28 protein-coding genes are annotated in these 25,366 nt (G+C 61.7%); 14 read left to right on the top strand and 14 right to left on the bottom strand.

What is annotated here, in order from left to right:
* Positions 1-139: 139 nt before the first annotated feature.
* Positions 140-1,027 carry a DUF4238 domain-containing protein gene (locus AX760_RS08280; protein WP_071832396.1) on the top strand — a complete coding sequence of 296 codons (888 nt, stop codon included), beginning with the start codon at positions 140-142 and terminating at the stop codon, positions 1,025-1,027.
* A gap of 147 nt (positions 1,028-1,174) precedes the next feature.
* Here the strand turns inward: AX760_RS08280 and AX760_RS08285 are convergent, their stop codons facing one another.
* Positions 1,175-1,417, bottom strand: a complete 243-nt coding sequence (locus AX760_RS08285) for a hypothetical protein (protein WP_071832395.1) — start codon at positions 1,415-1,417, stop codon at positions 1,175-1,177.
* Positions 1,418-1,681: 264 nt separating this feature from the next.
* On the opposite strand from AX760_RS08285, the gene AX760_RS08290 reads away from it, so the two are divergent.
* Positions 1,682-2,650 carry an endonuclease/exonuclease/phosphatase family protein gene (locus tag AX760_RS08290; protein ID WP_071832394.1) on the top strand — a complete coding sequence of 323 codons (969 nt, stop codon included), beginning with the start codon at positions 1,682-1,684 and terminating at the stop codon, positions 2,648-2,650.
* Between the two features lie 220 nt (positions 2,651-2,870).
* On the opposite strand, the gene AX760_RS27410 is transcribed toward AX760_RS08290, so the two are convergent.
* From AX760_RS27410 to AX760_RS08310, 4 genes are all read right to left on the bottom strand, one after another.
* On the bottom strand, positions 2,871-3,122 hold the full coding sequence (locus tag AX760_RS27410) for a hypothetical protein (protein WP_071832393.1): 252 nt from the start codon (positions 3,120-3,122) through the stop codon (positions 2,871-2,873).
* Positions 3,123-3,223: 101 nt separating this feature from the next.
* A complete protein-coding gene (locus AX760_RS08300) occupies positions 3,224-4,285 on the bottom strand; it encodes a hypothetical protein (RefSeq protein ID WP_071832392.1) in 1,062 nt (353 codons plus the stop codon).
* A 75-nt stretch (positions 4,286-4,360) separates the two neighbouring features.
* Positions 4,361-4,846 carry a peroxiredoxin gene (locus AX760_RS08305; protein ID WP_071832391.1) on the bottom strand — a complete coding sequence of 162 codons (486 nt, stop codon included), beginning with the start codon at positions 4,844-4,846 and terminating at the stop codon, positions 4,361-4,363.
* A 113-nt stretch (positions 4,847-4,959) separates the two neighbouring features.
* Positions 4,960-5,811 carry a protein-disulfide reductase DsbD domain-containing protein gene (locus AX760_RS08310; RefSeq protein ID WP_071832458.1) on the bottom strand — a complete coding sequence of 284 codons (852 nt, stop codon included), beginning with the start codon at positions 5,809-5,811 and terminating at the stop codon, positions 4,960-4,962.
* 177 nt (positions 5,812-5,988) lie between these two features.
* Here AX760_RS08310 and AX760_RS08315 point away from each other — a divergent pair, with 177 nt between their 5' ends.
* The 4 genes from AX760_RS08315 (at position 5,989) to AX760_RS08330 (ending at position 8,889) form a co-directional block, all read left to right on the top strand.
* Positions 5,989-6,588 carry a YqgE/AlgH family protein gene (locus AX760_RS08315; protein WP_071832457.1) on the top strand — a complete coding sequence of 200 codons (600 nt, stop codon included), beginning with the start codon at positions 5,989-5,991 and terminating at the stop codon, positions 6,586-6,588.
* Between the two features lie 129 nt (positions 6,589-6,717).
* Positions 6,718-6,909, top strand: a complete 192-nt coding sequence (locus AX760_RS08320; RefSeq protein WP_071832390.1) for a CsbD family protein — start codon at positions 6,718-6,720, stop codon at positions 6,907-6,909.
* Positions 6,910-7,137: 228 nt separating this feature from the next.
* Positions 7,138-8,205 (top strand): zinc-binding metallopeptidase family protein, encoded by a 1,068-nt coding sequence (locus AX760_RS08325; protein ID WP_071832389.1) that lies wholly within the window; start codon positions 7,138-7,140, stop codon positions 8,203-8,205.
* 84 nt (positions 8,206-8,289) lie between these two features.
* Positions 8,290-8,889 (top strand): DUF922 domain-containing Zn-dependent protease, encoded by a 600-nt coding sequence (locus tag AX760_RS08330; protein WP_071832388.1) that lies wholly within the window; start codon positions 8,290-8,292, stop codon positions 8,887-8,889.
* A 233-nt stretch (positions 8,890-9,122) separates the two neighbouring features.
* Here AX760_RS08330 and AX760_RS08335 read toward each other — a convergent pair whose 3' ends face one another.
* From AX760_RS08335 to thrC, 4 genes are all read right to left on the bottom strand, one after another.
* A complete protein-coding gene (locus AX760_RS08335; protein ID WP_071832387.1) occupies positions 9,123-12,035 on the bottom strand; it encodes a sensor domain-containing phosphodiesterase in 2,913 nt (970 codons plus the stop codon).
* Positions 12,035-12,646 carry a GNAT family N-acetyltransferase gene (locus AX760_RS08340; RefSeq protein WP_071832386.1) on the bottom strand — a complete coding sequence of 204 codons (612 nt, stop codon included), beginning with the start codon at positions 12,644-12,646 and terminating at the stop codon, positions 12,035-12,037. The genes AX760_RS08335 and AX760_RS08340 overlap by 1 nt, the downstream gene beginning before the upstream one ends.
* Positions 12,647-12,767: 121 nt before the next feature.
* A complete protein-coding gene (locus AX760_RS08345; RefSeq protein ID WP_087149188.1) occupies positions 12,768-14,069 on the bottom strand; it encodes a M16 family metallopeptidase in 1,302 nt (433 codons plus the stop codon).
* 16 nt (positions 14,070-14,085) lie between these two features.
* A complete protein-coding gene (gene thrC / locus AX760_RS08350; protein WP_071832385.1) occupies positions 14,086-15,492 on the bottom strand; it encodes a threonine synthase in 1,407 nt (468 codons plus the stop codon).
* Positions 15,493-15,848: 356 nt separating this feature from the next.
* Here thrC and AX760_RS08355 point away from each other — a divergent pair, with 356 nt between their 5' ends.
* Positions 15,849-16,391, top strand: coding sequence for a hypothetical protein (locus tag AX760_RS08355; RefSeq protein WP_071832384.1), 543 nt, complete (start codon positions 15,849-15,851; stop codon positions 16,389-16,391).
* A 50-nt stretch (positions 16,392-16,441) separates the two neighbouring features.
* Positions 16,442-16,903: a DUF4304 domain-containing protein gene (locus AX760_RS08360; RefSeq protein WP_071832383.1), complete on the top strand. Its 462-nt coding sequence runs from the start codon at positions 16,442-16,444 to the stop codon at positions 16,901-16,903.
* Between the two features lie 105 nt (positions 16,904-17,008).
* Here the strand turns inward: AX760_RS08360 and AX760_RS08365 are convergent, their stop codons facing one another.
* The gene (locus AX760_RS08365; RefSeq protein ID WP_071832382.1) at positions 17,009-17,704 is read right to left on the bottom strand and encodes an HAD family hydrolase; all 696 of its coding nucleotides are present in this window, start codon (positions 17,702-17,704) and stop codon (positions 17,009-17,011) included.
* Positions 17,705-17,749: 45 nt separating this feature from the next.
* On the opposite strand from AX760_RS08365, the gene AX760_RS27135 reads away from it, so the two are divergent.
* Positions 17,750-17,914: a hypothetical protein gene (locus tag AX760_RS27135; protein ID WP_175552033.1), complete on the top strand. Its 165-nt coding sequence runs from the start codon at positions 17,750-17,752 to the stop codon at positions 17,912-17,914.
* Positions 17,911-18,354 carry a DUF1284 domain-containing protein gene (locus AX760_RS08370; RefSeq protein WP_071832455.1) on the top strand — a complete coding sequence of 148 codons (444 nt, stop codon included), beginning with the start codon at positions 17,911-17,913 and terminating at the stop codon, positions 18,352-18,354. The genes AX760_RS27135 and AX760_RS08370 overlap by 4 nt, the downstream gene beginning before the upstream one ends.
* Here the strand turns inward: AX760_RS08370 and AX760_RS08375 are convergent.
* Positions 18,328-19,014, bottom strand: coding sequence for an ArsR/SmtB family transcription factor (locus AX760_RS08375; protein ID WP_071832381.1), 687 nt, complete (start codon positions 19,012-19,014; stop codon positions 18,328-18,330). The genes AX760_RS08370 and AX760_RS08375 overlap by 27 nt on opposite strands.
* 72 nt (positions 19,015-19,086) lie before the next feature.
* Between AX760_RS08375 and AX760_RS08380 the strand changes: the two genes are divergently transcribed.
* A complete protein-coding gene (locus AX760_RS08380; protein ID WP_071832454.1) occupies positions 19,087-19,416 on the top strand; it encodes an NIPSNAP family protein in 330 nt (109 codons plus the stop codon).
* Complete coding sequence (locus AX760_RS08385) at positions 19,413-19,778, top strand: antibiotic biosynthesis monooxygenase family protein (RefSeq protein ID WP_071832380.1); 366 nt, start codon at positions 19,413-19,415, stop codon at positions 19,776-19,778. The genes AX760_RS08380 and AX760_RS08385 overlap by 4 nt, the downstream gene beginning before the upstream one ends.
* Before the next feature lie 84 nt (positions 19,779-19,862).
* Here AX760_RS08385 and AX760_RS08390 read toward each other — a convergent pair whose 3' ends face one another.
* A complete protein-coding gene (locus tag AX760_RS08390) occupies positions 19,863-21,527 on the bottom strand; it encodes a vWA domain-containing protein (protein ID WP_071832379.1) in 1,665 nt (554 codons plus the stop codon).
* A 234-nt stretch (positions 21,528-21,761) separates the two neighbouring features.
* Between AX760_RS08390 and AX760_RS08395 the strand changes: the two genes are divergently transcribed.
* Together AX760_RS08395 and AX760_RS08400 are read left to right on the top strand one after the other, a co-directional pair.
* Positions 21,762-22,892, top strand: a complete 1,131-nt coding sequence (locus AX760_RS08395) for a site-specific DNA-methyltransferase (RefSeq protein WP_071832378.1) — start codon at positions 21,762-21,764, stop codon at positions 22,890-22,892.
* 238 nt (positions 22,893-23,130) lie between these two features.
* Positions 23,131-23,319, top strand: a complete 189-nt coding sequence (locus tag AX760_RS08400; protein WP_071832377.1) for a hypothetical protein — start codon at positions 23,131-23,133, stop codon at positions 23,317-23,319.
* A gap of 537 nt (positions 23,320-23,856) precedes the next feature.
* On the opposite strand, the gene AX760_RS08405 is transcribed toward AX760_RS08400, so the two are convergent.
* Together AX760_RS08405 and AX760_RS08410 are read right to left on the bottom strand one after the other, a co-directional pair.
* The gene (locus AX760_RS08405) at positions 23,857-24,888 is read right to left on the bottom strand and encodes a calcium-binding protein (RefSeq protein ID WP_071832376.1); all 1,032 of its coding nucleotides are present in this window, start codon (positions 24,886-24,888) and stop codon (positions 23,857-23,859) included.
* A gap of 99 nt (positions 24,889-24,987) precedes the next feature.
* Positions 24,988-25,353 (bottom strand): nuclear transport factor 2 family protein, encoded by a 366-nt coding sequence (locus tag AX760_RS08410; protein ID WP_071832453.1) that lies wholly within the window; start codon positions 25,351-25,353, stop codon positions 24,988-24,990.
* Between the last annotated feature and the right edge of the window lie 13 nt (positions 25,354-25,366).

The raw sequence follows: 25,366 nt of genomic DNA on the forward strand, positions 1-25,366 counted from the left end.
AAAGCGCGATATCCTAGTCTCTGACTGGATAGAAAAGGCACAATCAGGTAAGTTTCTCTTTTGGATTTGTGGGGGCAATAGGAAACGTGAATAGGGGGATAGGAAATATGCCCCCTGTTCACGTTGGGCCGGTTGAGAGTTGAAACATCACTTCATCCCACAGTTCTACCTTCGACCTTGGCTGGGTTCCGACCATAAGCTGGAAGAGTTTGGGCGTGTCCCACCAACGAATCAAATCCGGTCGCGGCGGAGGGGGACCAAGTCAACGGGCTACGAGGAAGACCTATATGTCATCCCTGACGCTACCGAAGAGACAAAACACAACGTCGAAAAAGTATTTATGGGAGTGGTGGACGCATCTGCGGCAAACGCTCGTGACCTTCTCCTCGAAGGTGTCATACCGCAGGATGAGCTACGTGTTGCTTGGGCTCGTTTTCTGCTTTCCCTGATGATGAGAACACCAGAGCAGATCGCTGAATTCAAGCGCCGCATTTCGGAATTTTGGTTCAACCCGGATGCGGATTTGCTAGCAAGGTATGCCGAAGCACGGCAGTCCGGCTGGCCAGAAACACTTCAAGAGTATCTTGATGGAAACAAAAAAGTACCGGAACGAATTGCCGTGATGCTTGCTACGGACATGATGCAGCGGGAAAAGCTGCTCCGCCTTCTCATGGGTGCGATCTGGCGTGTCATGGGAACGGGTACAAAAATCCGGCCACTTATCACCTCTGATCGCCCGCTGGCTATGACCAACGGATTGATGAGACCGGATGGGCATTTCGGGCTGCCCATCGGTCCGCGGCACTTGTTCGTCGGCTTTATGCAGAAGGATTTTGCCGAAGCTTTCTGCTCCCAGCCCGTGGGAAAGATTATTCGGCTGACTAATGACGCTGTGGTAGGTCAAGCTCGGAAGAATGTATATGCTATCGACGCGACCTATATTGCCGATGTCCGTCGGCGGATGTCTCAGCGAGAGTACATACAACTCGTTCCCACCGAAGAAAATGGTCGAAAACCGAAGCCTTAAAAACGAGATGTTGGGGTGGTGGGTCCTAATTCCGCAACTCGCACGCTGTCGGTAAGCGTCCGTTGCGGCAGATGACGGGGGCTTGATGCAAAAACCCGGTCGCAGGGACGACCGGGCTTCGGGAGGTCATTTCGTTTTGGGGGCGGTTCAGTAGCCGTAGTTGATGACAACCTTGGCCTTGTAGTGTTTCTTGTAGCCGTAAGGCTTGTAGCTGTGGCTTTTGTAGCCGTACTGCTTGTGACCGTAGCTCTTCTTGTAGCCGTAGGACTTGTGGCCGTAGCTCTTGGAATAGCCGTGGCTCTGGTAGCCATAGCCACCGGCCTGCGACGGGGCGGCGAAGGAAACCGCAGCGACAGCGGCGACGAGGGCGGAGATGATGAACTTGCGCATGGGGTCAATCCTTTGATCCGGGTTGCGGATGAGGTTGTCTCATCCAGTGACCCGAGAATGCCATGCGACGGAGGACGGCGCTGTTTCGCGGGGAACAGGCTTCCGTTGTCCGAAAAGGCTCCTGGCCGTCACATGGCCAGCTTCGGGTGATCGATGGCAAACGCGGGCGAGCGTTCGGAAAGGCTCGACCTCGTACCTCTGTCTTGCGCTGGTCATGCGTGAAGTTTAGCAATGTCTTCAATGGTCAAACGGAGACACTCTGCCATGAGGACTGCTCTTTCCCGCCTGTTGCGTCGTTCCGCCCTGCTGCTTCTACTTGTCGCGCAGCCGGCCTTGGCCGAGCCCGTCGAACTCACCGTCATGAGCTACAATGTCTGGGGTGGCGGCGGCAATGAAAGCAAGCCGGTCGATGAAACCGTGGCCGCGATCAAGGCGGCCGGCGCCGATATCATCGGCATCCAGGAAACCCGCCTCGAACCCGATCCCTGCACCGCGGAAGACTGCAAGGCGGCAGGCGAGAGCGTGGCTGCGAAGATTGCTGCGGCGCTTGGCTATTTCCATTACGACCAGACCCGGGAAAGCCCGGCGCTCTGGGCCAATGCGGTGATCAGCCGTTTTCCGATCGGCAAGGCAACCGCAAACGATCTGGGCGTGACGATCGACGTCAAGGGCCGCAAGGTCATGGCCTACAACATCCACCTCACGGACTTTCCCTACCAGCCCTACCAGTTGCTGAACATCGAATATGGCACCGCACCTTACCTCAAGACCGAGGCCGAGGCCGTTGCCGCCGCGCAAGCCGCACGCGGCCCGGCGCTCGATCTGTTGATGTCGGACCTGAAGGAGGCCGACGGCGCGGAGGCGGTGTTCCTGTTCGGCGATTTCAACGAGCCCTCCCACCGCGACTGGACGCAGGCTGCGGTGAAGGCCGGCCACCAGCCGCTCAAGGTCGCCTATCCGACCACACGCCGGATCGAAGCCGCCGGTTTCACCGACCTGTTCCGCAAGGCCTTTCCGGATGAGGTCGCCAAGCCGGGCTTCACCTGGACGCCGACCTCGGCTGCGGACGCGACCGACGACCACCACGACCGGATCGACTTCACGTTCGGCCGCGCCGCCGCGCTTGAAGTGCTTAGCGCCGGTATCGTCGGCGAAAAAGCGCCGCAAGCCGATATCGTCGTCACGCCCTGGCCGTCCGATCATCGCGCGACCATGGCGAAGGTGCGCTTCTAGGCACCGAGACGCCGACGAGGCGTCGACGAGGTGGCGCGCAGCATTCCCCTGACCGCCCCTGTTGAACGTTGCATGCTCTTGCGTTTGGGGGAGCTGGCCGTGCGCCTCTCTCGTTGACGGTCGCCGTGAAAGCCTGAGAGATATCCGCAAGACACACGAAAAAACCCGGTCGCAGGGACGACCGGGTTTCAGGGAGGTCAGTTCGTCGTGATGATGCGGCTCAGTAGCCGTAGCCATAACCGTAGTTGATGATGACCTTGGCCTTGTAGTGCTTCTTGTGGCCGTAGGGCTTGTAATGGCTCTTGTAGCCGTACTGCTTATGGCCGTAGCTCGGCTTGTGGCCATAGCTCTTGTGGCCGTAGCTTTTGGAATAGCCATAGCTCTTGTGGCCATAACCGCCGGCCTGCGAAGGAGCGGCGAAAGAGACGGCGGCGACTGCTGCGACGATGGCGGAGATGATGAACTTGCGCATGGAGTCAATCCTTTGATCCGGGTTGCGGATGAGGTTGTCTCATCCAGTGACCCGAGAATGCCATGCGACGGAGGACGGCGCTGTTTCGCGGGGAACAGGGCTCAGGCCGGTCGGGATTTCTTCACGAAGGCGATGCGATCGAGAATGGCTGGATTCTTTTCCGTGTCGAAAAGAGCGACCAGCGCATCGAGATCATCGACATCGTTGCGGTGGCGCACCAGACCCTGTGCAGCAGCCTTGCGCACGGCAACGGTACGGTCGCGCGCCGCGCGCGAGATCAATGCCTCGGCCGCCGCGGCTTGGTCGATCGGCCTTGTTGCTGTGCCCGCCACCGGGCGCTTGATCCCGAGCGTTCTGCTGATCCAGAACTCGCGAAGGACCGGTATGTCCTCGACGGCGCCAGCCAGAAGGATGCGCAATGCCCGGGCACGGATGGCCGTGTTGCGGGCACTGGCGGCAAGTGCCGGCAATTGCGCATCAAACAGATCCGTCGACATCAGGTCGCGGAAGATCCGGACGATTGCCCCGCCTTCACCGTTCATCAGTCGGTCGGCAATCAGGTCGTGGATATCCGGGCGGCTGACGAGCGCGATCAAGGCCGCGCCGCCATCGCCCATGCGGCTCGCGAGCGGCAGGGCCTGCAGGCAATAGGGGAGCGTATCCACGAATACCTCTGGCGCGATCCCCGCTCCGACGCGATCCAGGCAACGTTGTGCCGCGGCCCGCACCTGCGGCACCCAGTCGTTCAGCCGGATCATCAGCAGGGCCAGTCGGATGGCGCTTGGCGGCGGCATGTTGATGCCTTCCAGCGCCCGTTCTCGCACAAATCCATCGGGATCGCACAGGGAAAACCAGGCAAGATCTTCCGGCGTTGGCAGTGTTGGCTCACGCGCCCGCCATGCGGTTTTCAGTTGCTCGACGAGACCGGTTGGCTTGGGTATCGGCGACCATCGCACCGTGTTGAGAGCTCTGCCGATGACGCGGGCGAGTCCCGTCGCATGGCCGGCTGGCTCTGCGTCCACGCGCACAAGCACGGCGCGCAACCGCTCCCCGTCCAGTTGCTGTCGATGGGCGATGCGTGCGAGAGCGCTTATGGCATCGATCAGCGCCGGCGCAATCTTGCCCGTGCCCCGACTTCTCCAGACATGATTGCGATCGTCCACGAGGTTCCTCCGACAGGAAAATGCCCGCAAAATGATTTGCGGGCAAGGTCGTCACAGGATGTCGTTAAAAGCAGCTCAGAGCTGGTCGAGCATCGCGGCTGCAGCCGAAACGGTGGCCTGGCCGGGGCTGTCCTCGATGTTCAGAGACTTGACGACGCCGTCGTCGACCAGCATCGAATAGCGCTTCGAGCGCAGGCCGAGCGTGCCGGCTGACAGATCAATGTCGAGGCCGAGCTTCTTGGTGAAATCCGCGTCCCAGTCGGAGAGGAAGTGGATCTTGCCCATGCCGCCGGACGCGGTCGCCCAGGCGCCCATCACGTGCAGGTCGTTGACGGAGACGACGGCGATGTCATCGACGCCGCGCGACAGGATGGCGTCGCGATTTTCCAGATAGCCGGGCAGGTGGTTCAGCGAGCAGGTCGGCGTAAACGCGCCGGGCACGGCAAAGAGAACGACCTTCTTGCCGGCAAACAGCTGTTCGGTGGTGAGTTCCACCGGGCCGTCGGCGGTCTTTTCCTTGAAGGTGGCGGACGGCAGTTTGTCTCCGACAGCAATGGTCATGATGGCTCTCCTGAAAGGGGATCGTGAAAGGGGTTTGCGAAACGGCGGAACGGGCGCGGTCTTCCCTTCGGAAATTCCGTCCTGTGGACGTCGGTCTGGAATATAGATTCGCCTCACTCAAAGGCAAGCGACGTTTCCATGCTTCGGCGACCCGAGCGCAGCACGAAAAGCGCGGTCCTGCCCTTCAGCTCGCCGCCCTTTGCCGGCGCGCGGTAGGGTATGTCGGCGACAAAGCCGCCATCCGCAGCAGCGTTGATGCTCGGCTTGCCGAAGGAAAATCCGCTCGGGCCGGCCAGGAAGATTTCGGGCGCCGCCCTGTCGTCATCGGGCACGACGAACGCGATCCGGAGCGAATGCGTCGCCGGGTCGATCGTTGTCGCCGTCACCTTCAGGTCCGCAGTCGGTGGCTCCGGCAAGGCCGCCGTCGCATCGTCGATGCGCGCCTGCTCCAGCGGATTGGCCACCGTGCCGCTGGGCAGCGCCAGCGACAATTCGGCCTGGACCGGAATGCAGATGTCCATGCAGATGCCGAGAAACACCGACGCCTTGAGGTCGACGACGCTGCCGGCAACCGTCTGGCGCAACTGCATCGGCAGGGCGACGGACCGATCGTAGCCGACATAACGCACGACCCCGTCATCGAAGGTTTTCGGTGCCGGAAAGCGCAGGCCGGAAAAGCTGATGCCGCTGGTCGGATCGATCGTCACCTGCGGCGGGATGCCGCTTGCCCCGGGCTCCAGCCAGTAGGTCTTCCAGCCGGGTTTCAGCCGGATCTCGAGGATCGCCGGGATCGTGCCGTCGGCAGTGGGCGGCGCGGCGATGATCCGGACATCGCCGCCTTCCGACTGGGCCCAGTCACTGCTGGCGGCCTGCGCCATCGAGAGAGGCGAAAACCAGCTGGCCGTGGCCGCAAGCAAAACAAAAGCAGCGGCGTGGAAAAAAGGATCGTTGCGACGGTCGGTCATGAAGCGAGATCTAGCCTGTTTGGTGCCGGCCCGCCAGAGTGCCGCATCCTGGTGTTGATCATATCCGCTTGATGGCGCGTGATCGGCGATGGCAACGCACGTGCGAAAAAATCCGAAAAGATCGACCGGGGCGCTTTTCATTTGGCCGTGAATTGGTAGGCTATGCCCATGGTGACCATGGCGACGTTCCAGAAGAAACGTGAGCGCGGATTGCTTGACGGTCAGTTCCTGATCGCCATGCCGGGCATGTTCGACAGCAATTTTTCCCGCACCGTGATCTATGTCTGCGCCCATTCCAGCGATGGCGCGATGGGCTTCGTGCTCAACCGTGCGCAGCCGCTCACCTTTCCCGACGTGCTCCTGCATCTGCGCATCATCGACAAGGAGCAGGCGATCCGGCTTCCCTCGCCAACCCGCGATTTCCAGATCCAGACCGGCGGCCCGGTCGAGACCGGGCGTGGCTTCGTGCTGCATTCGGATGACTACCTCTCCGAATCGAGCATTCCGGTCAGCGACGATATCTGCCTGACGGCCACGCTGGATATCATCCGGGCGATTTCGCGCGGCGATGGCCCGAGCAAGGCGATGATGATGCTGGGTTATGCCGGCTGGAGCGCAGGCCAGCTGGAAAACGAGATTGCCAGCAATGGCTGGCTGAACTGCCCGGCCTCCGAGGACCTGATCTTCGATCGCGGGCTCGGCGACAAATATGATCGCGCATTGTCGCTGATGGGGGTCAGCCCGGCCATGCTGTCGATGGATGCCGGGCACGCCTGAGCGTTTCTCCGGATCCGACGATCGGCAAATTCCTGTTTCTCTCCGGAACCTTTTCCGCCTGCGGCCGTTTTCAGGTGGCAAGGACGCGACGATATCAGATCGGGTCCAAACCTCTCAAGGAGTTTGAACATGGGTAGCACATCGGACAAGATTTCGGGCGCCGCAAACCAGGCTACTGGCAAGGTCAAGCAGACTGCAGGCGAAATGACCGGCAATGACAAGCTGCGCGCCGAAGGCAAGGGCCAGGAAGTCAAGGGCAAGGTTCAGTCCGCGACAGGCAAGGCCAAGGACACCGTCAAGGGTGCCGTCGACAGCATCTAATTTTGCGATTGTCCCGAGGAATTGACTTTCCTTGGGGCCACGCAGTGCGCAGCACTTCGGCTCCGACGGGTTCAACGGAGTAGAGGTTCGCGCCGATGCCCGCTGTGTGCTTCGCACCGGCGGGCATTTCTCCGTTATCAACACAGCGCAATCTGTTATGAACACAACACGGTTTCGCTGTGACCATAGCTTGATCCCCCCTTCGATTTTCACCAACGGCGGCCTTTCATGAAACTCTATCAATGCGAAAATTGCGGCCAGTCCGTCCATTTCGACAACCGGGTGTGCATCAGCTGTGGGTCCCAACTGGGTTTCCTGCCTGCGACGGCGGCCGTCCATGCACTGACGCCGGCGGGTGACATGCACTGGCAAACCTCGTCCTGGACGCTCGGCAAGCTGAGGTTCTGCGCCAATGCGGCGCAGGACATCTGCAACTGGCTGATCACCGAAGACGATGAAAACATCCATTGCCAGGCCTGCCGCTATAACCGGATCGTACCGGTGACGGACAATCCTGAGGGTTTGTCGCGCTGGCAGAATATCGGACGGGCGCAGCGATACCTGTTCTATTCGCTGATCCGCTGGAACCTGCCGCGCCCCGGTCGCGACGTCGATCCGCAGGGCGGCCTGGTGTTCGATTTCCTCGCCGATGAAGTCAAGCCGGACGGCGTGATCGTTCCGGCGATGACCGGACATGAGGACGGGCTCATCAGTCTGCGTGCCGCTGAAGCGAACGATGCGACGCGCGAAAGCGTGCGCGTTTCCATGGGCGAGCCATACCGGACCTTGCTGGGCCACTTCCGCCATGAGATCGGCCATTTCTATTTCGACCAGCTCTGCCGCGACGAAGCGACCCTGTTCGAGGCACGATCCTTCTTTGGCGACGAGCGGGAAGACTACGAGGCGGCGCTGAAGCGCAATTACGAGCAGGGCCCGCCGGCCGACTGGCAGAGCCGGTTCATTTCCACCTATGCCAGCTGCCATCCGTCCGAGGATTTTGCCGAATGCTGGGCCCATTATTTCCATATCGTCGACGTGCTTGAAACGGCGCGTGCCTTTGGTCTGTCGACGGCGCCGTGGCGCCACACATCGATGGCGGCGGGGGTCGATTTCGATCCGTACCGGGTCTGGGATACGCAGATTCTGGCCGATGCCTGGATCCCGCTCAGCGTTGCCATCAACAGCATCCAGCGCAGCATGGGCCAGCCCGACAGTTATCCCTTCATCCTCTCGCCGCCGGTGGTGCAAAAACTCGGCTTCATCAACCGGTTGATCCGCCGCGCCGGCGGCAATTGACCGGCGCTTGAAACGCACGGATTGAACACTGCCACCGGACTGGTTAAAGCTGTCCGGTGGCAGTCGTCGTTTGAAGGGTGAGGCGTGACATCAGCAAAACTCCTATGGCCGGCTTTCGCCTGCCTGGCGTTCCTGGCTCATCCGGCGCAGGCCGAATGGCAGCGCACCGAGGTCGTCAAGACCTATGCCGTGCGCGGCAACTCGGGCGCCGAACTCTACCAGTCGATCGGCGAGAACGGCCCTGAGATCGGTGGCCTTGCCCGCGTCATCGCCTACACCAATTTCAAGCTCACCTGGACACGGAAATACGAGCGCCAGGGCGATGCCTGCGTGCTGGTCTCGGCACGCCCGAAGCTGATCGTCACCTATCACCTGCCGCAAGTGGCAGGCAAACTTCCGAAAACCGTCAAAGCCAACTGGGAGACCTTCATCGAAGGCGTGCGCGCCCATGAGCGCGTGCATGGCGATATCATCGAGGACATGGTGCGCGAGATCGAGGCGGCAACGGTGGGGCTGACCGTTCCCGGCGATCCGAAATGCCAGGCCATCCGGACCGAGATGACAAAACGTCTTGGCGCCCTGTCCATGGCCCAGCGCCAAAAGAGCCGCGATTTCGACCAGATCGAACTCAGCGAGGGCGGCAATGTCAACCGCTTGGTGCTGCAACTGGTCAATGGGCAGTAGGAATTAGGAATTAGGAATTAGGAATTAGGAATTAGGAATTAGGAAATAGGAAATACAATCTGGAATTATAGATAGACAGAGGTTTCGAAAAAAAGCATTTCCTACTGCCTACTGCCTACTGCCTACTGCCTACTGCCTACTGCCTACTGCCTACTGCCTACTGCCTACTGCCTACTGCCTACTGCCTACTGCCTACTGCCTACTGCCTACTGCCTACTGCCTACTGCCTACCCTCACGCCCTTTTCATCAACGGAAACCGTTCCTTCAGCAGGCGCTGGATCGATTCGGTGCCGATCGGTGGGCCGAAGAGGAAGCTCTGGCCGAAATCGCAGCCCATCTGGGCAAGCTGGATGGCGTCCTCTTCCGATTCGATGCCTTCCGCCACCACCTCCATGTCGAGGTCGCGGGCCATGGTGATGACCGAGCGCAACAGGATCGAGCGTTTGTCGCTGGGGTCCTTGACCAGTGCCTTGTCGATCTTGATCGTATCGAAGGGGAAGCGCGTCAGGTAGGCGAGCGACGAGTATCCGGTGCCGAAATCGTCAAGCGCCAGCTTCAGCCCGGCTGCCTTGAGCTTTTCCAGGACCAGGCGGGCCTGTTCCGGGTTCTCCATGACCACGGATTCGGTGATCTCGATCCGGATCTTCTGCGGGTCGCAGCGGCTCTTGGTCAGCACCGCGCGGATGTCGTCGTAGAGTTCGTTGTTGAGCAGTTGCGCACTCGACAGGTTGACCGAAACGAAGATCGGCAGCGCGCCGGTCTGGATCTGCCATTCCGTCAGGTCGCTGGTGGCCTTTTCAAAGGCGAACATGCCCAACTGGTTGATCAGTTCGGAGCTTTCGGCGATCGGGATAAACTCGGTCGGCGAGATATTGCCGCGCTTTGGATGGTCCCAGCGCATCAGCGCTTCGAAACCGGCGATCTCGGCATCGTTCAGCCGCACGATCGGCTGATAGACGAGCGACAGTTCCTTGCGCTCGATCGCCCGGCGCAGATCGCTTTCCAGTTGCAGGCGATCGGTGCCCGAGGCGCGGAAGGCCGGGCGGAAGGGCTCGACGCGGTTGCCGCCGGCCTTCTTGGCGCGGAACATGGCAAGCTCGGCATCGCCGAGCAGGCCGATGGCATTCTCCTGCTGGTCGACCCAGGAGACGAGGCCGATCGAGGCCGTCAGGTTGATTTCGTTCTTGCCGAAATTCAGCGGCACCATGATCGCCTTGGATACGGCATCGGCAAAGTCGGCGACCTTGGCGGGATCCCGCTCTGACATCAGCACCAGCCCGAAATGGTCGCCCCCAAGGCGCGCGAGCGTATCCTGCGGCTTCATCAGCCGGCGCAGGCGACGCGTCAGCGCGATCAGGATGTTGTCGCCGGCAGCGATGCCGAATTTTTCGTTCACCTGCCTGTAGCGGTCGATATCGATGGCGATGACGGTCGGGCGCACGGAGTTGGAGCCCGGGGCCAGCGACAGGATGGATTGCAGCCTGTCGAGGAAGATCTGCCGGTTCGGCAGGCCGGTCAGATTGTCGTGCAGCGCATCGTGCAGCAGCCGGTCGATGGAATTCTTCTGTTCGGTGATGTCGACGATCGTTCCGACGCAGCGGATGATTTCGCCGTTCGAGCCAAGCACCGGGCGGGCGCGAATGGCCAGCCAGTGATAATGCCCGTCTTCGGCGCGAACCCGGAATTCATGGTTGAGCCGCCCGCGGCGATGTTCGAGCAAGACGTCAAGCGTTGCGCGAAACCGGTCGCGGTCATCCGGATGCAGGCGCGGCAACCAGTTGCGCGCAGCGCCGTGCATGGTGCCCGGCGACAGGCCAAGCTGGGCCGAGATGTCGGGAATGGTCACCACCCGGTCGCGCGCCACGTCCCAGTCCCAGACGGTATCGCCGGAGCCGGTCAGCGCCAGCGACTGGCGCTCGAGATCGGAAAACAGGCCCTGGCTATAGGCGCCGCCGGAAAACGCGTGCTGCATCACCGTGAAGCCGATCAGAAGCACGATCAACACGAGGCCGCCACCCAGCGCCGGCTGGACGATGTCGTTGGCGAGTTGGCCGGTGACCGTCAGCCAGGCGCCGAACAGCCAGACGAGAATGAGCAGCCAGGCAGGCACGAGCAGGATGGCGCGGTCATAGCGGTTGAAGCCGAGATAGGCGATGAGCACGATGCCGGCCGTGCCGGTCAGCGCAAAGGACAGGCGCGCAATGCCGGCGGCGATCGCCGGATCGTAGATCGCCACGCCGAACAGGAGCCCGAGCCCAAGAATCCAGGCGAGCGTCGCATAGGACAAATGCTGGTGCCAGCGGTTGAGGTTGAGATAGGTGAACAGGAAGATGACGAGGCCGGCCGCCAGAAACACCTCGGTTCCCGCGCGCCATATGCGCTCGTCGCCGGCGGTGATCGCGATCAGCTTCGACAGAAAGCCGAAATCGACGCAGATATAGGCAAGCACGGCCCAGGCAAGCGCTGCCGTCGCCGGCAGCATCGAGGTGCCCTTGACGACGAAGAGGATGGTCAGGAACACGGCAAGCAGGCCGGCAATTCCAAGCACGATGCCACGATAGAGCGTGAACGCATTGACCGTGTCCTTGTAGGCGTCCGGCTCCCAGAGATAGATCTGCGGCAGTTCGGGCGTCGCCAGCTCGGCAACGAAGGTGATGACGGAGCCGGGGTTGAGCGTGATGCGGAAGACGTCGGCCTCCTCGCTCGGCTGGCGGTCGAGCGCGAACCCTTCGGACGGCGTGATCGACAGGATGCGCTGCGAGCCAAGGTCCGGCCAGAACAGCTTGGAATTCACCAGACGGAAATGCGGAGCGACGATGACGCGCTCGAGCTGCTCTTCCGAAACATTGGCAAGCGCAAACACAGCCCAGTCGCCCTGGTGGTTTTCGGCGCTGGAGCGGACCTCGATGCGCCGCACGATGCCGTCCGTGCCCGGCGCCGTCGAGACCTGGAAGGCCTCGCCGCGGCCGGTATAGATCTCGGTGGTCGCGGTCAGGTCGAGGGCGGTGTCCTCGCGTGAAATCCTGACCGGCTCTGTGGCCAGAACACGACCGGCGCCAAGGGACCAGAAGGCAGCCGTCAAGACAAGCAACAGGACGATGAGCCCTGTGGCTGACGAGTGAAACGACCCGCGGGTGAAAGACATCAGATACTCAAATTCCTGTTTGGCGCCACGTCTCCCGAAAGCAGGGAGAACATCAGGTGATCGCGCCATTGCCCGTTGATTTTAAGGTATTCCCGCAGGTAGCCTTCCCGCTGAAAACCGGCCTTTTCAAGGAGCCTTATGCTTCTTTGGTTCTCGGGAATACAGGCTGCTTCGATACGGTGCAACTGAAGGCTTGAAAAGATATAGGGTACGACCAGCTGCACACCCTGCGCCATGTGTCCCTTTCCGGCATAACGCTCGCCCATCCAGTAGCCGATCATGCAGCATTGGGCAGCGCCGCGGCGGACATAGCCGATGGTGATGCCGCCCAGAAGCGCCGCATCGGCGCGCGAAAACAAAAACAGCGGCACGGCCTGGCCCGAGGCAAATTCCTGCTCGTTGCGGATGACGCGGGCGCGAAACGCGCTTTCGCTCATGTCGCCGCTCTGCCAGGTCGGCTCCCAGGGTTCGAGGAAGGTGCGGCTTTCGCTGCGCAAGGCAAGCCATTGCCGATAGTCCGCCAGGCGGGGCAGGCGCAGCATATGGGTGGCATTGGCAATTTCAACGGGGTCCGGCTGCCGAGACAGGAACCGAAACACCGACCTTGCCATGAAAGCCTCCGAACCGCTGAATTTAGGGATAGGCGGATGACGGCCAGCGCTTGCCCGCGAGCCGGGATCTTCGATGCGCGCCGGCTTTTGTCAGGCCGGCGCGATCAAAGCAGGCGCCGGCTCAGCCATTGGCTGCGCGCGGCTGGATGACCTTGCTGGAAAGCGACGACAGAATATCGCCCATCGGGGCCAGTTTATCGACCGGGCCGATGGCCGAAAGCGTCGGCACCGTGTCGAAGAACAGGCGTCCGGCCAGATCGGTCAGGCGTTCGACGGTAATGCCGGACAGGCGCTCCATCAGTTCCTCGTTGGGGATGGGGCGACCGTAGAGCATCATCTGCCGGGCGATCTGTCCGGCCCGTGCCGCCGGGCTTTCCTGACCCATCAGCAACTGGGCGCGGATCTGGGCGCGGGCCCGGTCGATTTCCTGCTGCTCGATCTTTTCAGACGATTTGCGCAGTTCGTCGATGATCACAGGCATCAGTTCCGGCAGGTTCTCGCCGCCGGTCGCGGCATGAACGCCAAAAATCCCGGTGTCGGAAAAACCCCAGTGGAACGCATAGACGGAATAGCAGAGGCCGCGATGCTCGCGCACTTCCTGGAACAGCCGGGACGACATGCCGCCACCGAGAATATTGGCAAGGATCTGCGAGCAGTAGAAGTCGCGGGCGTGATAGGCCTTGCCCTCGAAGCCGAGCAGGACCTGCGCGTCCATCAGGTCGCGCCCCTCGCGAACGTCGCCGCCCGTGTAATGGGCGGTCTCGGAGACCGGCGCTGCCGCCGGTGTCTGCGGCAGGCTGGAAAATCTGTCTTCGACCTGTCGCACGAAGCTGTCATGATCGAGTGCGCCGGCGCCGACGACGAACATGCGGTCGGTGGTGTAGTTGCGCCCGAGATAGCCGCGAATCTGGTCTGGCGTGAAGGAAAGCACCGTCTCCGGCGTGCCGAGGGTCGGTCGGCCGATCGTCTGGTCGGCAAAGGCGGTTTCGGCAAAGCGGTCGAACACAACGTCGTCAGGCGTGTCGTTTGCGGCGCCGATTTCCTGCAGGATGACGTGTTTCTCGCGCTGCAGTTCTTCCTCGTCGAAGGAGGATTCCGTCAGGATGTCGGCCAGGATGTCGACGGCAAGCGGCACGTCGCCTTCAAGGATCCGCGCGTAGTACGACGTCGTTTCCGTCGATGTCGCGGCATTGACCTCGCCGCCGACATTCTCGATCTGCTCGGCAATGTCGCGGGCACTGCGGCGTGCCGTGCCCTTGAATGCCATATGCTCCAGAAGGTGGGCGATGCCGTGCTCGTTCGCCGTTTCGTTGCGGGAACCGGACTTGATCCACACGCCGAGAGCGACACTCTCGAGATGCGGCATCGTTTCGGTAACCACCGTCAACCCCGACGCGAGCCGGGTGCATTCAACTTTCATCATCCGTCTTTCTGCGGTCTTATTTCCGGATGCGCGCATGTGCGTTGATAAAGGTTTCAACGGCTTCAAGCTCGGGTTCCAGAATGTCGAACCGCTCCTCCCTATCCATAAGATCAGCAAGCCACGTTGGAAGCGCCGGGTCAATACCACTGGCTGATTTTACCGCAGCCGGGAATTTTGCCGGGTGGGCCGTGGCCAGCGTCACCATGGGTGATGTCGGCTTTTCGTGTTTCGCGGCAACAAACACGCCAATTGCCGTGTGCGGGTCGAGCAGATAGCCGGTCTCGTCGAGCGTCCTGCGGATCGTCGCCGCGACGTCCTTCTCGGAAGCACGGCCGGCCCGGAACTCGCGGCGGATCGCCTTCAGCGCGGTTTCGCCCAGTTCGAATGCGCCCGACTGCTTCAGGCTCTCCATGGCAGCGCGCACCTTGGAGGCATCGCGGCCATTGGCCTCGAACAGCAAGCGCTCGAAATTCGACGAGATCTGGATGTCCATCGATGGCGAGGTCGTTGCCTTGACGCCGCGCATTTCATAGCGCCCGGTCTTCAACGCACGCGCCAGAATGTCGTTCTCATTGGTGGCGACCACCAGCCGGTCGATCGGCAGGCCCATTTTCTTGGCGACGTAACCGGCGAAAATATCGCCGAAATTGCCGGTGGGCACTGTAAACGAGACCTTGCGGTCGGGCGCACCCAGCGCCAGGGCCGTCGTGAAATAATAGACGATCTGGGCCATGATCCGCGCCCAGTTGATCGAGTTGACGCCGGAAAGCGCCACGCTGTCGCGGAACGGCACGTCGTTGAACATGGCCTTGACGAGGTTCTGGCAGTCGTCGAAATTGCCGTTCAACGCCACGGCATGCACATTGCTTGCCGTCGACGTGGTCATCTGGTGCTGCTGCACCGGCGAGACCTTGCCATGCGGAAAGAAGATGAAGATGTCGGTGCGGTCGCGCCCGGCAAAGGCGTCGATCGCGGCGCCGCCCGTGTCGCCAGACGTGGCGCCGACGATGGTTGCCCGTTCGCCGCGCTCGGCCAGCACATGGTCCATGAGGCGCGCCAGAAGCTGCATGGCGACGTCCTTGAAGGCGAGCGTCGAGCCGTGGAACAACTCCATGATGAAGGCGTTCGGGCCGCTCTGCACCAAGGGTGCGATGGCCGGATGGCGGAAGGTGGCATAAGCCTCGTCGATCATCGCCCGAAACGTCGATGCCGGGATCTCGTCGCCGACAAAGGGCGAAAGCACCGTGAACGCGATGTCCTGGTAGGATTTTCCGCGCAGGCCACGGATGTCTTTCTTCGAGAGCGTCGGCCATGTCTCCGGCACATAAAGCCCGCCATCGCGGCCGAGACCGGCCAGAAGCGCATCGCAGAAGCCGATAGAGGGGGCCTGGCCCCGCGTCGAGACATACTTCACGTTAAGCATCCTTCGTCATGCGTTCGTTGCCGCCTTCGCGACCCTGATGTCGGCCAGACCCTAGTCCAGCCTGTTTGCGAACATGGTTCTTTTTGCGTCAGTCCTTGGCAAAGCCGAAAAATTCCCTGCCTGTCGCCGTGGCACGGGCTCCGGCAGGGGCCTGCCGCCGTGTGCATCGGACAATGCTGAAATTTTGGTCGCCGCCGCACAGACTCCAATCGATTTTTCAATGCGCCGCTGCTATAGACCATCGCCAAGGGTCTTGAAAGACAAAAGGCACCGGCGCATCGGGCGGAAAAAAGTCGCAGTTTGCGGCTGAGGGTAGGCCAGGTGCAGTCAAGGGCGAAAGCAGAGGGTCACGTCACGTGTTTGGTAAAGTTTCCAGCCGTCTTCTCGGAATTTCACTTCTTGCGCTCGTCGCGGGCTGCAACAAAACGGATACGGGCGGCGCCATCGATGCCGGCGCCAACGCGGTGGCACCGACGCCCGCGGTGATCCAGGGCACCTGCCCGCAGATCTTCCTGCGCGAGGGCACTTCCACCTATCGCACCTATGCGAAGGGCGCCAAGGATGATCCGACGCAGATCATCTACCAGGCCTCGCTTGCCGATACGACGCGACAGTGCGTGCAGAGCGAGACGACGCTGACCGTCAACATCGCCGTGCAGGGCCGGGTGATTTCCGGGCCGGCGGGCGGCTCGGGCACGGTCAACCTGCCGATCCGCGTCGCTGCCAGCGATGGCGAAAAAACGCTCTATTCGGAACTGACGCAGTTTCCGGTCGATATTCCCGCAGAGGGCACGGCGCAATTCGTGTTTAGCAAGAGTGCGGTGCTGCCGGGCGGCTCGGGCGATTTCGCCAAGCTCTATATCGGCTTCGACGAAGGCCCGCCGTCAAAGAAGAAGTAACCGGAGACTGAAGGACCGGACGGTCCGGGTCGGGATGCGGAGCCGCAGCCATGGGCGCTTTCGAACAGGCCGTCGGCAGGCAGATCGCCGCCAAGCTGAAAGCCGACGGGTTTGCGCGGCGCGGGCAGAGCTTTAACCGGCGCCGCGGCTGTGAAATCCAGGTGATCTCCCTGCAGCGGTCGCGCAACAATACCGCGCTTCGGGCGCGCTACACCGTCAATATCGGCGTGACCCCGGACCTTGGTGCGCCTGACGCCTGGGTCGAGGCCAGCGCCTGCCGTTGGCGAATGCGCATCGGCATGCTGCGCCCCGAACGGCAGGACCATTGGTACGATTATCGTCCGGATGATCCGGAAAACCTCGACGCGGCGATCGCTGAAACCCTTGCAGACATAGAGGCCTATGCTCTGCCCTGCCTTTCCGAAACAAGATTTCCGTCGCTGGCGACGCGCACGACCGTTCGCGTCTGGCAGATCGTCAGGGTGCTTCTGCGCCGTCTGGGATATCTGTAGGGAGCGCGCCTGCGCTACCCCGGATCCTTTCGCGTTGCGGACTGCGGCGTGTCGACGTTCACCGATCGAACGGCCAGTGAACGTCCTTCACGCGCACAACGACCTTCAGGCCGTCAGTTCTTCCGACCATTGCGAAAGTGCGGCGATGACGCCGGGAAACGCGCTCATCCGCGAAATCACCGTCTCGGCGCCGGCTTCGGTCAGTTTGTCGGCATGGGACGGATAGCTGTGGGCGCCGCCGGTAAAGCCGACGACGCGCATGCCGGCCGCGCGGGCGGCATGGATGCCGTGGACTGAATCCTCGATCACCAGAACGCGCGAGGGATCGACGCCGAACTGCTTGGCGCCATGCAGGAAGATGTCCGGCTTCGGCTTGACGCGGTCAGGCCCGAGATCGCGGGCGGAATAGATATGCGCGCCGAAATGCGTCTTGATGCCGACCTTGCCGAGCATCATCGACAGCCGTTCCGAGGTGGAGTTGGAGCAGATGCCGTGCGGCAGCTTGATCTGCGCCAGCATCGGCTGCACGCCCTCGACGATCTTCAGGTCGTTTGCCAGACGCTGGTCGAGAATGGTGTCGACCTTGGTCAGCAGCGCGGCCGAAAGCGGAATGTCCGCTTCCTTTTCGATCGCCAGCAGCGTGTGGTGCCATGTCAGGCCGGCAAAGCGTTCACCCATCTCCTCGCTGCTGATCGGATAACCGGATTCCGTCAGCAGGTCCGCCTGAACTTCGGCGGCGATGATTTCGGAATCGACCAGAACGCCGTCGCAGTCGAAGAGAATGAGGTCGATGCTGGTCATGCCTGTGGATTCCTTTGGGACGATTGTTGTTCGAGGATGGCCGCGATGTACACGATGACGGCTGAAACCTCAACCGCCAACACCGGGTGGCTGCCATGCGCTGCGGAGCGATGGGCGCTCGACTTCCGCGCCGGCACCCGGCAAAAGGAGAGCGGCTTTGCCTTTGCTTGGTCTCCGGCGAACAGCCTCAAGAGGATTATCCGATCGTGACCGTTCGCCTGCGCGCCCATCATCTTCTCTGCATGCTGACCTTCATCGGCAAGGGGTATACGCCGGAGTTCACGCAAAACTACCGACGCATCGCCGCGCGGCTTTCGGCCGGGGAACCGATGCACCTGGTCAGCGGACCGGACGATATCTGCGCGCCGCTCGCCGGTCTCGCCGACACTCACTGTCTGCGCGACAGCGTGACGGAGCGCGATGAAAAGGCGGCGAGGGCGGTTTCGCTGCTGTTGAACCGGCCGGTTGTCGACGGCAGCGTGATCCTTCCCGATGCCGATTTTCTCGAGCGCATGCGACAGGCGTTTCAGACCGGCGAGATCCGCACCGGCTGCGCGGGCTGCGAATGGTCGCCGCTCTGCAGCGATATCGCGCAACAGGGTTTTCCGGAGGTTCTGGTGACGTCAGGCGGGCGGACCGAACAGGGCTGAAAACGCCGTCTCGCCGCCGGCCGTGAAATGCACGGCACGGCTGTCGGGAAGCCGCCGGGCCCAGCCCTTTTCGAGGAACATCGACAACAGCGCCTCGCCGAGCGAACCGGCAAGATGCGAGCGCCGTTCGCTCCAGTCGAGGCAGGTGCGGCAGACCGGCCGGCGCTGTCTGGCGAGGGCGGCAAGGTCGATGCCGAGCGCAGCCATCCGCTGATGGGCGGCAGCAGTCAGCATGAGGTCGTCGCCGGTCCCCGCGATCACTTCCTCGGCCACGAAGCTGTCGAGCATGCGCACGCCGTAATCGCCGGCCAGGTGATTGTAGCAGACCCGCGCCTTGCGCAGCGCCGGATCCTTCGGCCCTGTCCGGTGGCGGGTAAAGCCGCGGCTTGCGGCAAAGCCCATCAGGCTTTCCAGCAGGAGCCCGACATCGTCATCCGACAGCGCGAAATAGCGGTGCCGACCCTGCTTGCGCTGGCCGATCAGCCCGCCGGCCTCGAGTTTCGAGAGATGCGAGCTTGCGGTCTGCAGCGTCACGCCCGCCGTCCCCGCAAGTTCGGTCGCCGTCAATGCCTTGCCGCTCATCAGGGCGGTCAGCATGTTAGCGCGGGCGGGGTCGCCGATCAGGGCCCCGATCTGGGCAATGTCAGGTCCTTCTTTCATACTTCGATGCTAACCGAAGCATGGAGCGCATTCAAGATGGCAAAAGCAATCATCGAAACCAAGGAGACCCCGATGATCACCTGCTTCATCCGCTATGAAATCGACCCGTTCGCGCAGGAGGACTTCGCCACCTATGCCCGCAACTGGGGCGAGGCCATTCCGCGCAACGGTGCCGATCTGATCGGCTATTTTGCCCCGCACGAGGGCTCGTCGACCACGGCTTACGGCCTCTACAACATCGAAAACCTGGCAGCCTACGAGGTCTACCGGGCGCGGCTGAAGGCCGATCCGCTCGGCGCGGAAAACTTCCGCTTTGCACGGGAGAAGCGGTTCATCCTCAAGGAAGACCGGATTTTCCTGAAAAACGTCTCGGCGCCGCAGGCAAAGGGAGGGTCGCGATGATCGCCGTGATCTTCGAAGTCACGCCGGTCTATGGCCGGCGCAACACCTATCTGCAGCTGGCGGCCCAGTTGCACGCGCACCTCGAGCGGATCGACGGCTTCCTGTCGATCGAGCGTTTCGAAAGCCTGAAATTGCCGGGCAAGATCCTGTCCCTGTCGTTCTGGCGCGACGAGGCGGCAATCGCCACATGGCGCAACGGTCCCGAACATCGGGCCGCACAGCTTGCCGGCCGCGACGGCACCTTTGCCGATTACCGCCTGCGCATTGCCGGCGTCATCCGCGACTATGGCCTGACGGAGCGCGACGAAGCCCCGCAGGACAGCCGGCAATTCCATGATGCAAGGGACGCAGACGCGCAGTGACAAGGGTTCGGCATCGAGCGTCATTGCGGAGCAGGCCCGGGTCATCTGCGGGAGACGACGTTTGTCTCCCGCAGATGAGAACCCCTACTGCACCGCCACTTCCGTGCGTTCCGCCGCCTTGACGGCTGCCGGCATTTCCTTGGGCGCGAGATCGCTCTTGTAGCTGGCGCGCACGATATAATCGCCCGGCGGCAGGGTCTCGGTGTAGTCGACGGCATAGACGGTGACGATGACGGCCTGGTTGCCCTGGATGTCCTTCTTCGCGGAAAGGATCTCGATCTTGTCGGCGCCGGGCGCGGTGATCGCCAGCACGCCGCCATTCAGGTTGACGGTCACGTCCTTACGTTCGCCGGCCTTGATCGAGAACGGCGTCTCGCCCTGCACCTCGCCGAGCTTGGCGACCAGGATGAAGTCGCCGGTCGGCGTGTCCAGCTTCGTGCCCGTGCCATAGGTGCTGCCAAAACGCTGGCGCTCGCCGTTGATGTTCTTGGTTGCGGAGACGATTTCGAAGAAGACCGAGGAGGATTCCACCGCCAGTCCGCCGTCGGAATAGATCGCCTTGTTGTCGATGACGCCGGATCCGATGACCAGGTCGTGTTCGACGGTTTCGCCAGCCTTGACGGTGACGGCATCCTCTGTTGTCGCCGGACCGATGGTTCCTTTCAGGCTGACGCTGCCGGCCGACGCATAGAATTTTGCCGTTCCGTAAAAGGTCGTGGAATAGTCGCCGAAACCGATCAGGACGGCGGCATTGTCATCGGCGGCCGTGTCCTGCGGGGTGCGCTTGGGCGTGATGATGACATAGCCTGCATCGAAGTTGACGAGCGGCTTGGCAGCCTCGCCATCCTTGATCTCGAAAGGCGCCCGGCGTTCGATCGAACCGTTCAGGATTGCCTCGGCGACGTATTGTCCCGCCGGATAGCTTGCCGAATAGGCGCCCTTGTATTCGAGTGCGATATAGTCACCTTCCGGCTCGCCGCTGGCACCGGCCTTGAAGATCTTCCACTGCACGTCGTTGATGTCGCCGAGCGACGGCCCGCCTTCCGACAGCGTGCTGTCGAAAAGGGCGTTATACTCGAGCTGGACCGGCTCGACGGTCTCGACCATCTCTGTCTGCGGCTTGACGACCGGCGGCGCAGCAACGGTTGCCGCAAGCGCTGCAACCAGCTGGCCGGCATCCGACGCCTGGAAATACTGGCCGCCAGTGCCTTCGGCCAGGCAGGCAACCTGCTTGCCTTCCTCTGCCGTCAGCCCGAAACCGACGACATGCGTGGTAAAGTCGACGCCCTTGCTCTCGAGCTCCCGTGCCAGCGCGCAGGGATCGGCCTCGCAGGTCTCCAGCCCGTCGGTCACCAGCACCACGGTGGCCTTCTCCTCGGTATATTTCAGCGCCTCCGCCGCCTCGCGCACGGCCTGCGTCAGCGGCGTCTTGCCCCGCGGCGTGATCGTGTTGACGAAATCGGCGATCTCTTTTTCGCTGCCGGCTGCAGCCGGCACGACAAGCTCGATATCCGAGCAGGAGCCCTTGTCGCGATGGCCGTAGACCATCAGTCCGAGCTCGGTTTCCTTCGGCACGGATTGCAGCACTGTCCCCAGTGTCTCGCGGGCAATCTCGATCTTCGAGCGCCCGTCGATCTGGCCCCACATCGAGCCGGAGGCGTCGAGCACGACGATGGTGCGCTCCGCAGCCTGGAGGGTGGTTGGAACAAGGATGGCAAGGCAAAGGGCAACAATGCTTGATAGTCGCATGAGAGTCTCCCGATCAAACCGCAGCGACGACAATTTTGCACACGCCGGGGGGCGCCGCAATTGCTACGGCAAACACAGTCGGGTTAACGGCGCAAAAGTCCGTTCTATTCGCCGCAAACCACGCAGACACGAGAATATTTCGATTTTTCGGCGGTGCTTTCAGGGTTTGGTAACCAAGTTCGGTAACCATAAGCGCTGAAATCAGTTCCGAGTAAGCGTGATTGCGAGTTGCCCATGTCATCAGTTCTCTCAACGGTCGAAATCTCTCGTGCCGCCCGTCCTTCCGGCTGGCTCAACACCATCATCAAGGGCGATTGCGTCGCAGCCCTCGAAGCCCTTCCCGATAATTCCGTCGATGTCGTCTTTGCCGACCCGCCCTACAACCTGCAGCTCGGCGGCGCGCTGACCCGTCCCGACCAGTCGCTGGTCGATGCGGTCGATGACGAGTGGGACCAGTTCGTCTCCTTCGAGGCCTATGATGCCTTCACCCGCGCCTGGCTCCTGGCCGTGCGCCGGGTGCTGAAGCCGACGGGCACGCTCTGGGTCATCGGCTCCTACCACAACATCTTCCGCGTCGGCGCGACGCTGCAGGACCTGAATTTCTGGATCCTCAACGACATCATCTGGCGCAAGACCAACCCGATGCCGAATTTCAAGGGCCGCCGCTTCCAGAACGCCCACGAAACACTGATCTGGGCCTCGCCGAGCGCCAAGGGCAAGGGTTACACCTTCAACTATGATGCGCTGAAAGCGTCGAACGACGACGTCCAGATGCGCTCCGACTGGCTGTTCCCGATCTGCTCGGGCGGCGAGCGCCTGAAGGGCGACGACGGCAAGAAGGTGCATCCGACGCAAAAGCCGGAAGCACTTCTCGCCCGCATCATGATGGCCTCCAGCAAGCCGGGCGACGTCATCCTCGATCCGTTCTTCGGCTCCGGCACGACCGGCGCCGTCGCCAAGCGTCTCGGTCGCAATTTCGTCGGGATCGAGCGCGAGCAGGTCTATATCGATGCCGCCCACGAGCGCATTGCCGCCGTCGAGCCGCTTGGCAAGGCGACGCTCTCGGTTCTGAGCGGCAAGAGGGCCGAACCGCGCGTTGCCTTCAACACGCTGGTCGAAAGCGGCATGATCAAGCCCGGTGCGGTTCTGACCGATGCAAAGCGCCGATACAGCGCCATCGTCCGTGCCGACGGCACGGTCGCAAGCGGTGGCGAGGCCGGCTCGATCCATCGTCTCGGCGCCAAGGTGCAGGGCCTCGATGCCTGCAACGGCTGGACATTCTGGCACTATGACGACGGCAAGATGCTGCGCCCGATCGACGATCTGCGCGCCGTCATCCGCAGTGGCATGGCCAAGCTCAACTGACAGCACGATCTGTTTCCTGCTCTGAAACCACCCGCGCGATCGCCGCGCGGGTGGTTTCGTCATACTTCCAGCAAAAAACAACAACTATTCGTGGTTGATAAATTAGACTTTATAATTGCCGCAGATGCGCGATGTTGAGGCCTGCTCTTTCGATTCGCGCGATGGTCCCGAGTAAGCCGAAGTTTCGTCCGGAGCTGAAGCACAACCGCTAAATGATTTAGCAAAAGGGGACGGCGCCATGAACCAGCGCGACGACATCAACACCTGGGCGATCTACCGGGCACAGGAAATTCTCGGCCGCGAGGGCATGGACCTCGCCAAATCCGCCCGCAGTTTCGACCACAAGGCGATCCGGGAAAACGGCATGCTGCTGGCGCGGGCGATTGCCGCTTCGCTGATCGAGGCATCCGCGACGATGCCGAAATAATCGACAGGTCTGCCCGTTGCGGCGGGGATCAGACGCAACGGTCAGGATCCCGAAAGCATCGCTGTGCGCGTCGATGGCGCTGCACGGCACTTTCCGGCTGCGCGGGGGCATCATCGCGGGGCGGTGTCGATGCGCGCCGCTTGCCATTTTAGGTGAAACCGCCAGGCGATAGTCGCTCAAAAATTTTGCTCTGCGCCACCGCTGAAATCGCCATGGGCGCTGTGGTCTTTTAGACCCTCTTAACCATCCTCATCCTAAGATCAGTACAGGTCGGGCAGCCGTGATCAACCACGCAAGCGCTGCTGCAGACCGTCTCTCGGCCAGGAAATAATCCTTGTCCGTTTTCGTACCTTCAGTCCGGACAGGGACATGAGCGCCCGGGGTTTGCAAAAGCCCCGGGCGTCTACGTTTCGGCGCCGGTTTCAAGCGCCGTGCGGCACTGCCACCTCGGCTGGCGGACACTCAACGGGCCACAATCGACAAAAGCCCGACGCTAGGGGCGCCGGGCTTCGGGTTGGTTCCGCTGTTCGCGAGATCTTAGAGAATGAAATCGTCGGCGCGCAGGCTGGAGACGTTGTTGACCTTGATCTGGAAGTCGGCAAATCCGTCGCCATCCATGTCACCGGAGACGATGCCGTTGCGGAAGTTGAGTTCACCTGCTTCGCCGCTGAAGCCACGATTGCCGATATAGTCGAAGCGCTGGTTGCCGCTCGCGGTCCAGTCGGCATCGACGCCGGAGATGTCGATGAGATCGAAGGCGGCGCGGCTGAAGTCGGTGATCACGTCGCGGCTGCTGCCGGGCACCGATTCCTTGTAGCTGTTGAAATCGAATGTGTCGGCGCCGCTGCCACCGGTCAGGTAGTCAAAGCCGGTGCCGCCCCGCAGAACGTCATTGCCCGAGCCGCCGAACAGGTCGTCCGCACCCCTGCCGCCGTCGAGCAGGTCGTTGCCGCCGAGACCGTAGAGGTCGTCATTGCCGCCCAGGCCCTTCAGCACGTTGTTTGTGCTCGAACCGGTGATCTTGTCGCTGGCCGAATCCGTGCCGATGGCGTTCTCGATGCTGACCAGGACTTCCGACCGGCCGCTGCCGGTGCTGGCAAACTTGCCGCCCAGATCGATCGTTACGCCGCGACCCTCAAGCGAGGAATCATCGCGGTTTTCGTAGCTGATCGTGTCGATGCCGGAGCCGCCATTGAAGTAGTTCTTGTAGCCGACGGAATAGAAGGTGTCGTTGCCGGCCTCGCCGAAATAGTCGCTGGCAAAGCTGTCGACATCGAAAACGTCCGATCCGTCGCCACCGAAGACTTCGTCATAGTCGCTGGAATCGCCGGCCTTGATCGCCGCGAAATAGAGGTCGTTGCCGGTGCCGAGCCGGATCTCGTTGCCACCTTCGAAATAATTGTAGACCGTGTCGTTGCCAGAGCCGGCGCTGACATAGTTGTTGCCGCCGTTGACGCCGATATTGTTCAGGTAAATCTTGTCGTTGCCGGCATAAGCGTAGATGTCCACGGCCGTATAACCGTCCTGGTAGATCTTGTCGCTGTAGTTGGTGCCCCGGAGGATTGCCATGGACGCGGCCTTTCGATGTGGTGTTGAACTGTCAGGCCGAGAATGCCTACATCAAGGTGAATGATGGCTGAACCAATTGCGGCGTTTTCGTGATATGTTTCAGGCGCTTTCATAGTCGGTAACATCGACCTTCAGGATCCGGCCTTCGGCATCGAAGGTGACGGTTTCCTCGCCGTCGCGCACCAGTGGTTCGCCGGTGGTGGCGCTGGTCGCCTTCAGGTGCCAGACCGAGCGGGCCACATTGGGCGAAACCGTTTCCACAAGGCTGTTGCGGGCCACCTGGTCGGGATATTCCTCGAAATAGCGCCGGAAACCGGCCATGATGGCCGTCTTTCCCTCGATCGCGCCGATCTTTCCGGAGGAATAGCTGGCCTCATCCGCAAAGAAGGCGTCGATCGTCTCGAAGTCGAGTGCGTTGATGGCTGCGTGAAAGCGGATCAGCCGCTCCCCAGGGTCGTATTGTATCAAGTCAGTCTCC

Source organism: Pararhizobium antarcticum (assembly GCF_001885585.1).
Taxonomy (GTDB): Bacteria; Pseudomonadota; Alphaproteobacteria; order Rhizobiales; family Rhizobiaceae; genus Pararhizobium; species Pararhizobium antarcticum.

Bases quoted from the DNA above. Each gene is read 5' to 3' on its own strand.
- AX760_RS08285 (WP_071832395.1), bottom strand. From the start codon at position 1,417: ATGCGCAAGTTCATCATCTCCGCCCTCGTCGCCGCTGTCGCTGCGGTT.
- AX760_RS08290 (WP_071832394.1), top strand. From the start codon at position 1,682: ATGAGGACTGCTCTTTCCCGCCTGTTGCGTCGTTCCGCCCTGCTGCTT.
- AX760_RS27410 (WP_071832393.1), bottom strand. From the start codon at position 3,122: ATGCGCAAGTTCATCATCTCCGCCATCGTCGCAGCAGTCGCCGCCGTC.
- AX760_RS08305 (WP_071832391.1), bottom strand. From the start codon at position 4,846: ATGACCATTGCTGTCGGAGACAAACTGCCGTCCGCCACCTTCAAGGAA.
- AX760_RS08310 (WP_071832458.1), bottom strand. From the start codon at position 5,811: ATGACCGACCGTCGCAACGATCCTTTTTTCCACGCCGCTGCTTTTGTT.
- AX760_RS08315 (WP_071832457.1), top strand. From the start codon at position 5,989: ATGGCGACGTTCCAGAAGAAACGTGAGCGCGGATTGCTTGACGGTCAG.
- AX760_RS08320 (WP_071832390.1), top strand. From the start codon at position 6,718: ATGGGTAGCACATCGGACAAGATTTCGGGCGCCGCAAACCAGGCTACT.
- AX760_RS08325 (WP_071832389.1), top strand. From the start codon at position 7,138: ATGAAACTCTATCAATGCGAAAATTGCGGCCAGTCCGTCCATTTCGAC.
- AX760_RS08335 (WP_071832387.1), bottom strand. From the start codon at position 12,035: ATGTCTTTCACCCGCGGGTCGTTTCACTCGTCAGCCACAGGGCTCATC.
- AX760_RS08340 (WP_071832386.1), bottom strand. From the start codon at position 12,646: ATGGCAAGGTCGGTGTTTCGGTTCCTGTCTCGGCAGCCGGACCCCGTT.
- AX760_RS08345 (WP_087149188.1), bottom strand. From the start codon at position 14,069: ATGATGAAAGTTGAATGCACCCGGCTCGCGTCGGGGTTGACGGTGGTT.
- thrC (WP_071832385.1), bottom strand. From the start codon at position 15,492: ATGCTTAACGTGAAGTATGTCTCGACGCGGGGCCAGGCCCCCTCTATC.
- AX760_RS08360 (WP_071832383.1), top strand. From the start codon at position 16,442: ATGGGCGCTTTCGAACAGGCCGTCGGCAGGCAGATCGCCGCCAAGCTG.
- AX760_RS08365 (WP_071832382.1), bottom strand. From the start codon at position 17,704: ATGACCAGCATCGACCTCATTCTCTTCGACTGCGACGGCGTTCTGGTC.
- AX760_RS27135 (WP_175552033.1), top strand. From the start codon at position 17,750: ATGTACACGATGACGGCTGAAACCTCAACCGCCAACACCGGGTGGCTG.
- AX760_RS08375 (WP_071832381.1), bottom strand. From the start codon at position 19,014: ATGAAAGAAGGACCTGACATTGCCCAGATCGGGGCCCTGATCGGCGAC.
- AX760_RS08380 (WP_071832454.1), top strand. From the start codon at position 19,087: ATGATCACCTGCTTCATCCGCTATGAAATCGACCCGTTCGCGCAGGAG.
- AX760_RS08385 (WP_071832380.1), top strand. From the start codon at position 19,413: ATGATCGCCGTGATCTTCGAAGTCACGCCGGTCTATGGCCGGCGCAAC.
- AX760_RS08390 (WP_071832379.1), bottom strand. From the start codon at position 21,527: ATGCGACTATCAAGCATTGTTGCCCTTTGCCTTGCCATCCTTGTTCCA.
- AX760_RS08395 (WP_071832378.1), top strand. From the start codon at position 21,762: ATGTCATCAGTTCTCTCAACGGTCGAAATCTCTCGTGCCGCCCGTCCT.
- AX760_RS08400 (WP_071832377.1), top strand. From the start codon at position 23,131: ATGAACCAGCGCGACGACATCAACACCTGGGCGATCTACCGGGCACAG.
- AX760_RS08405 (WP_071832376.1), bottom strand. From the start codon at position 24,888: ATGGCAATCCTCCGGGGCACCAACTACAGCGACAAGATCTACCAGGAC.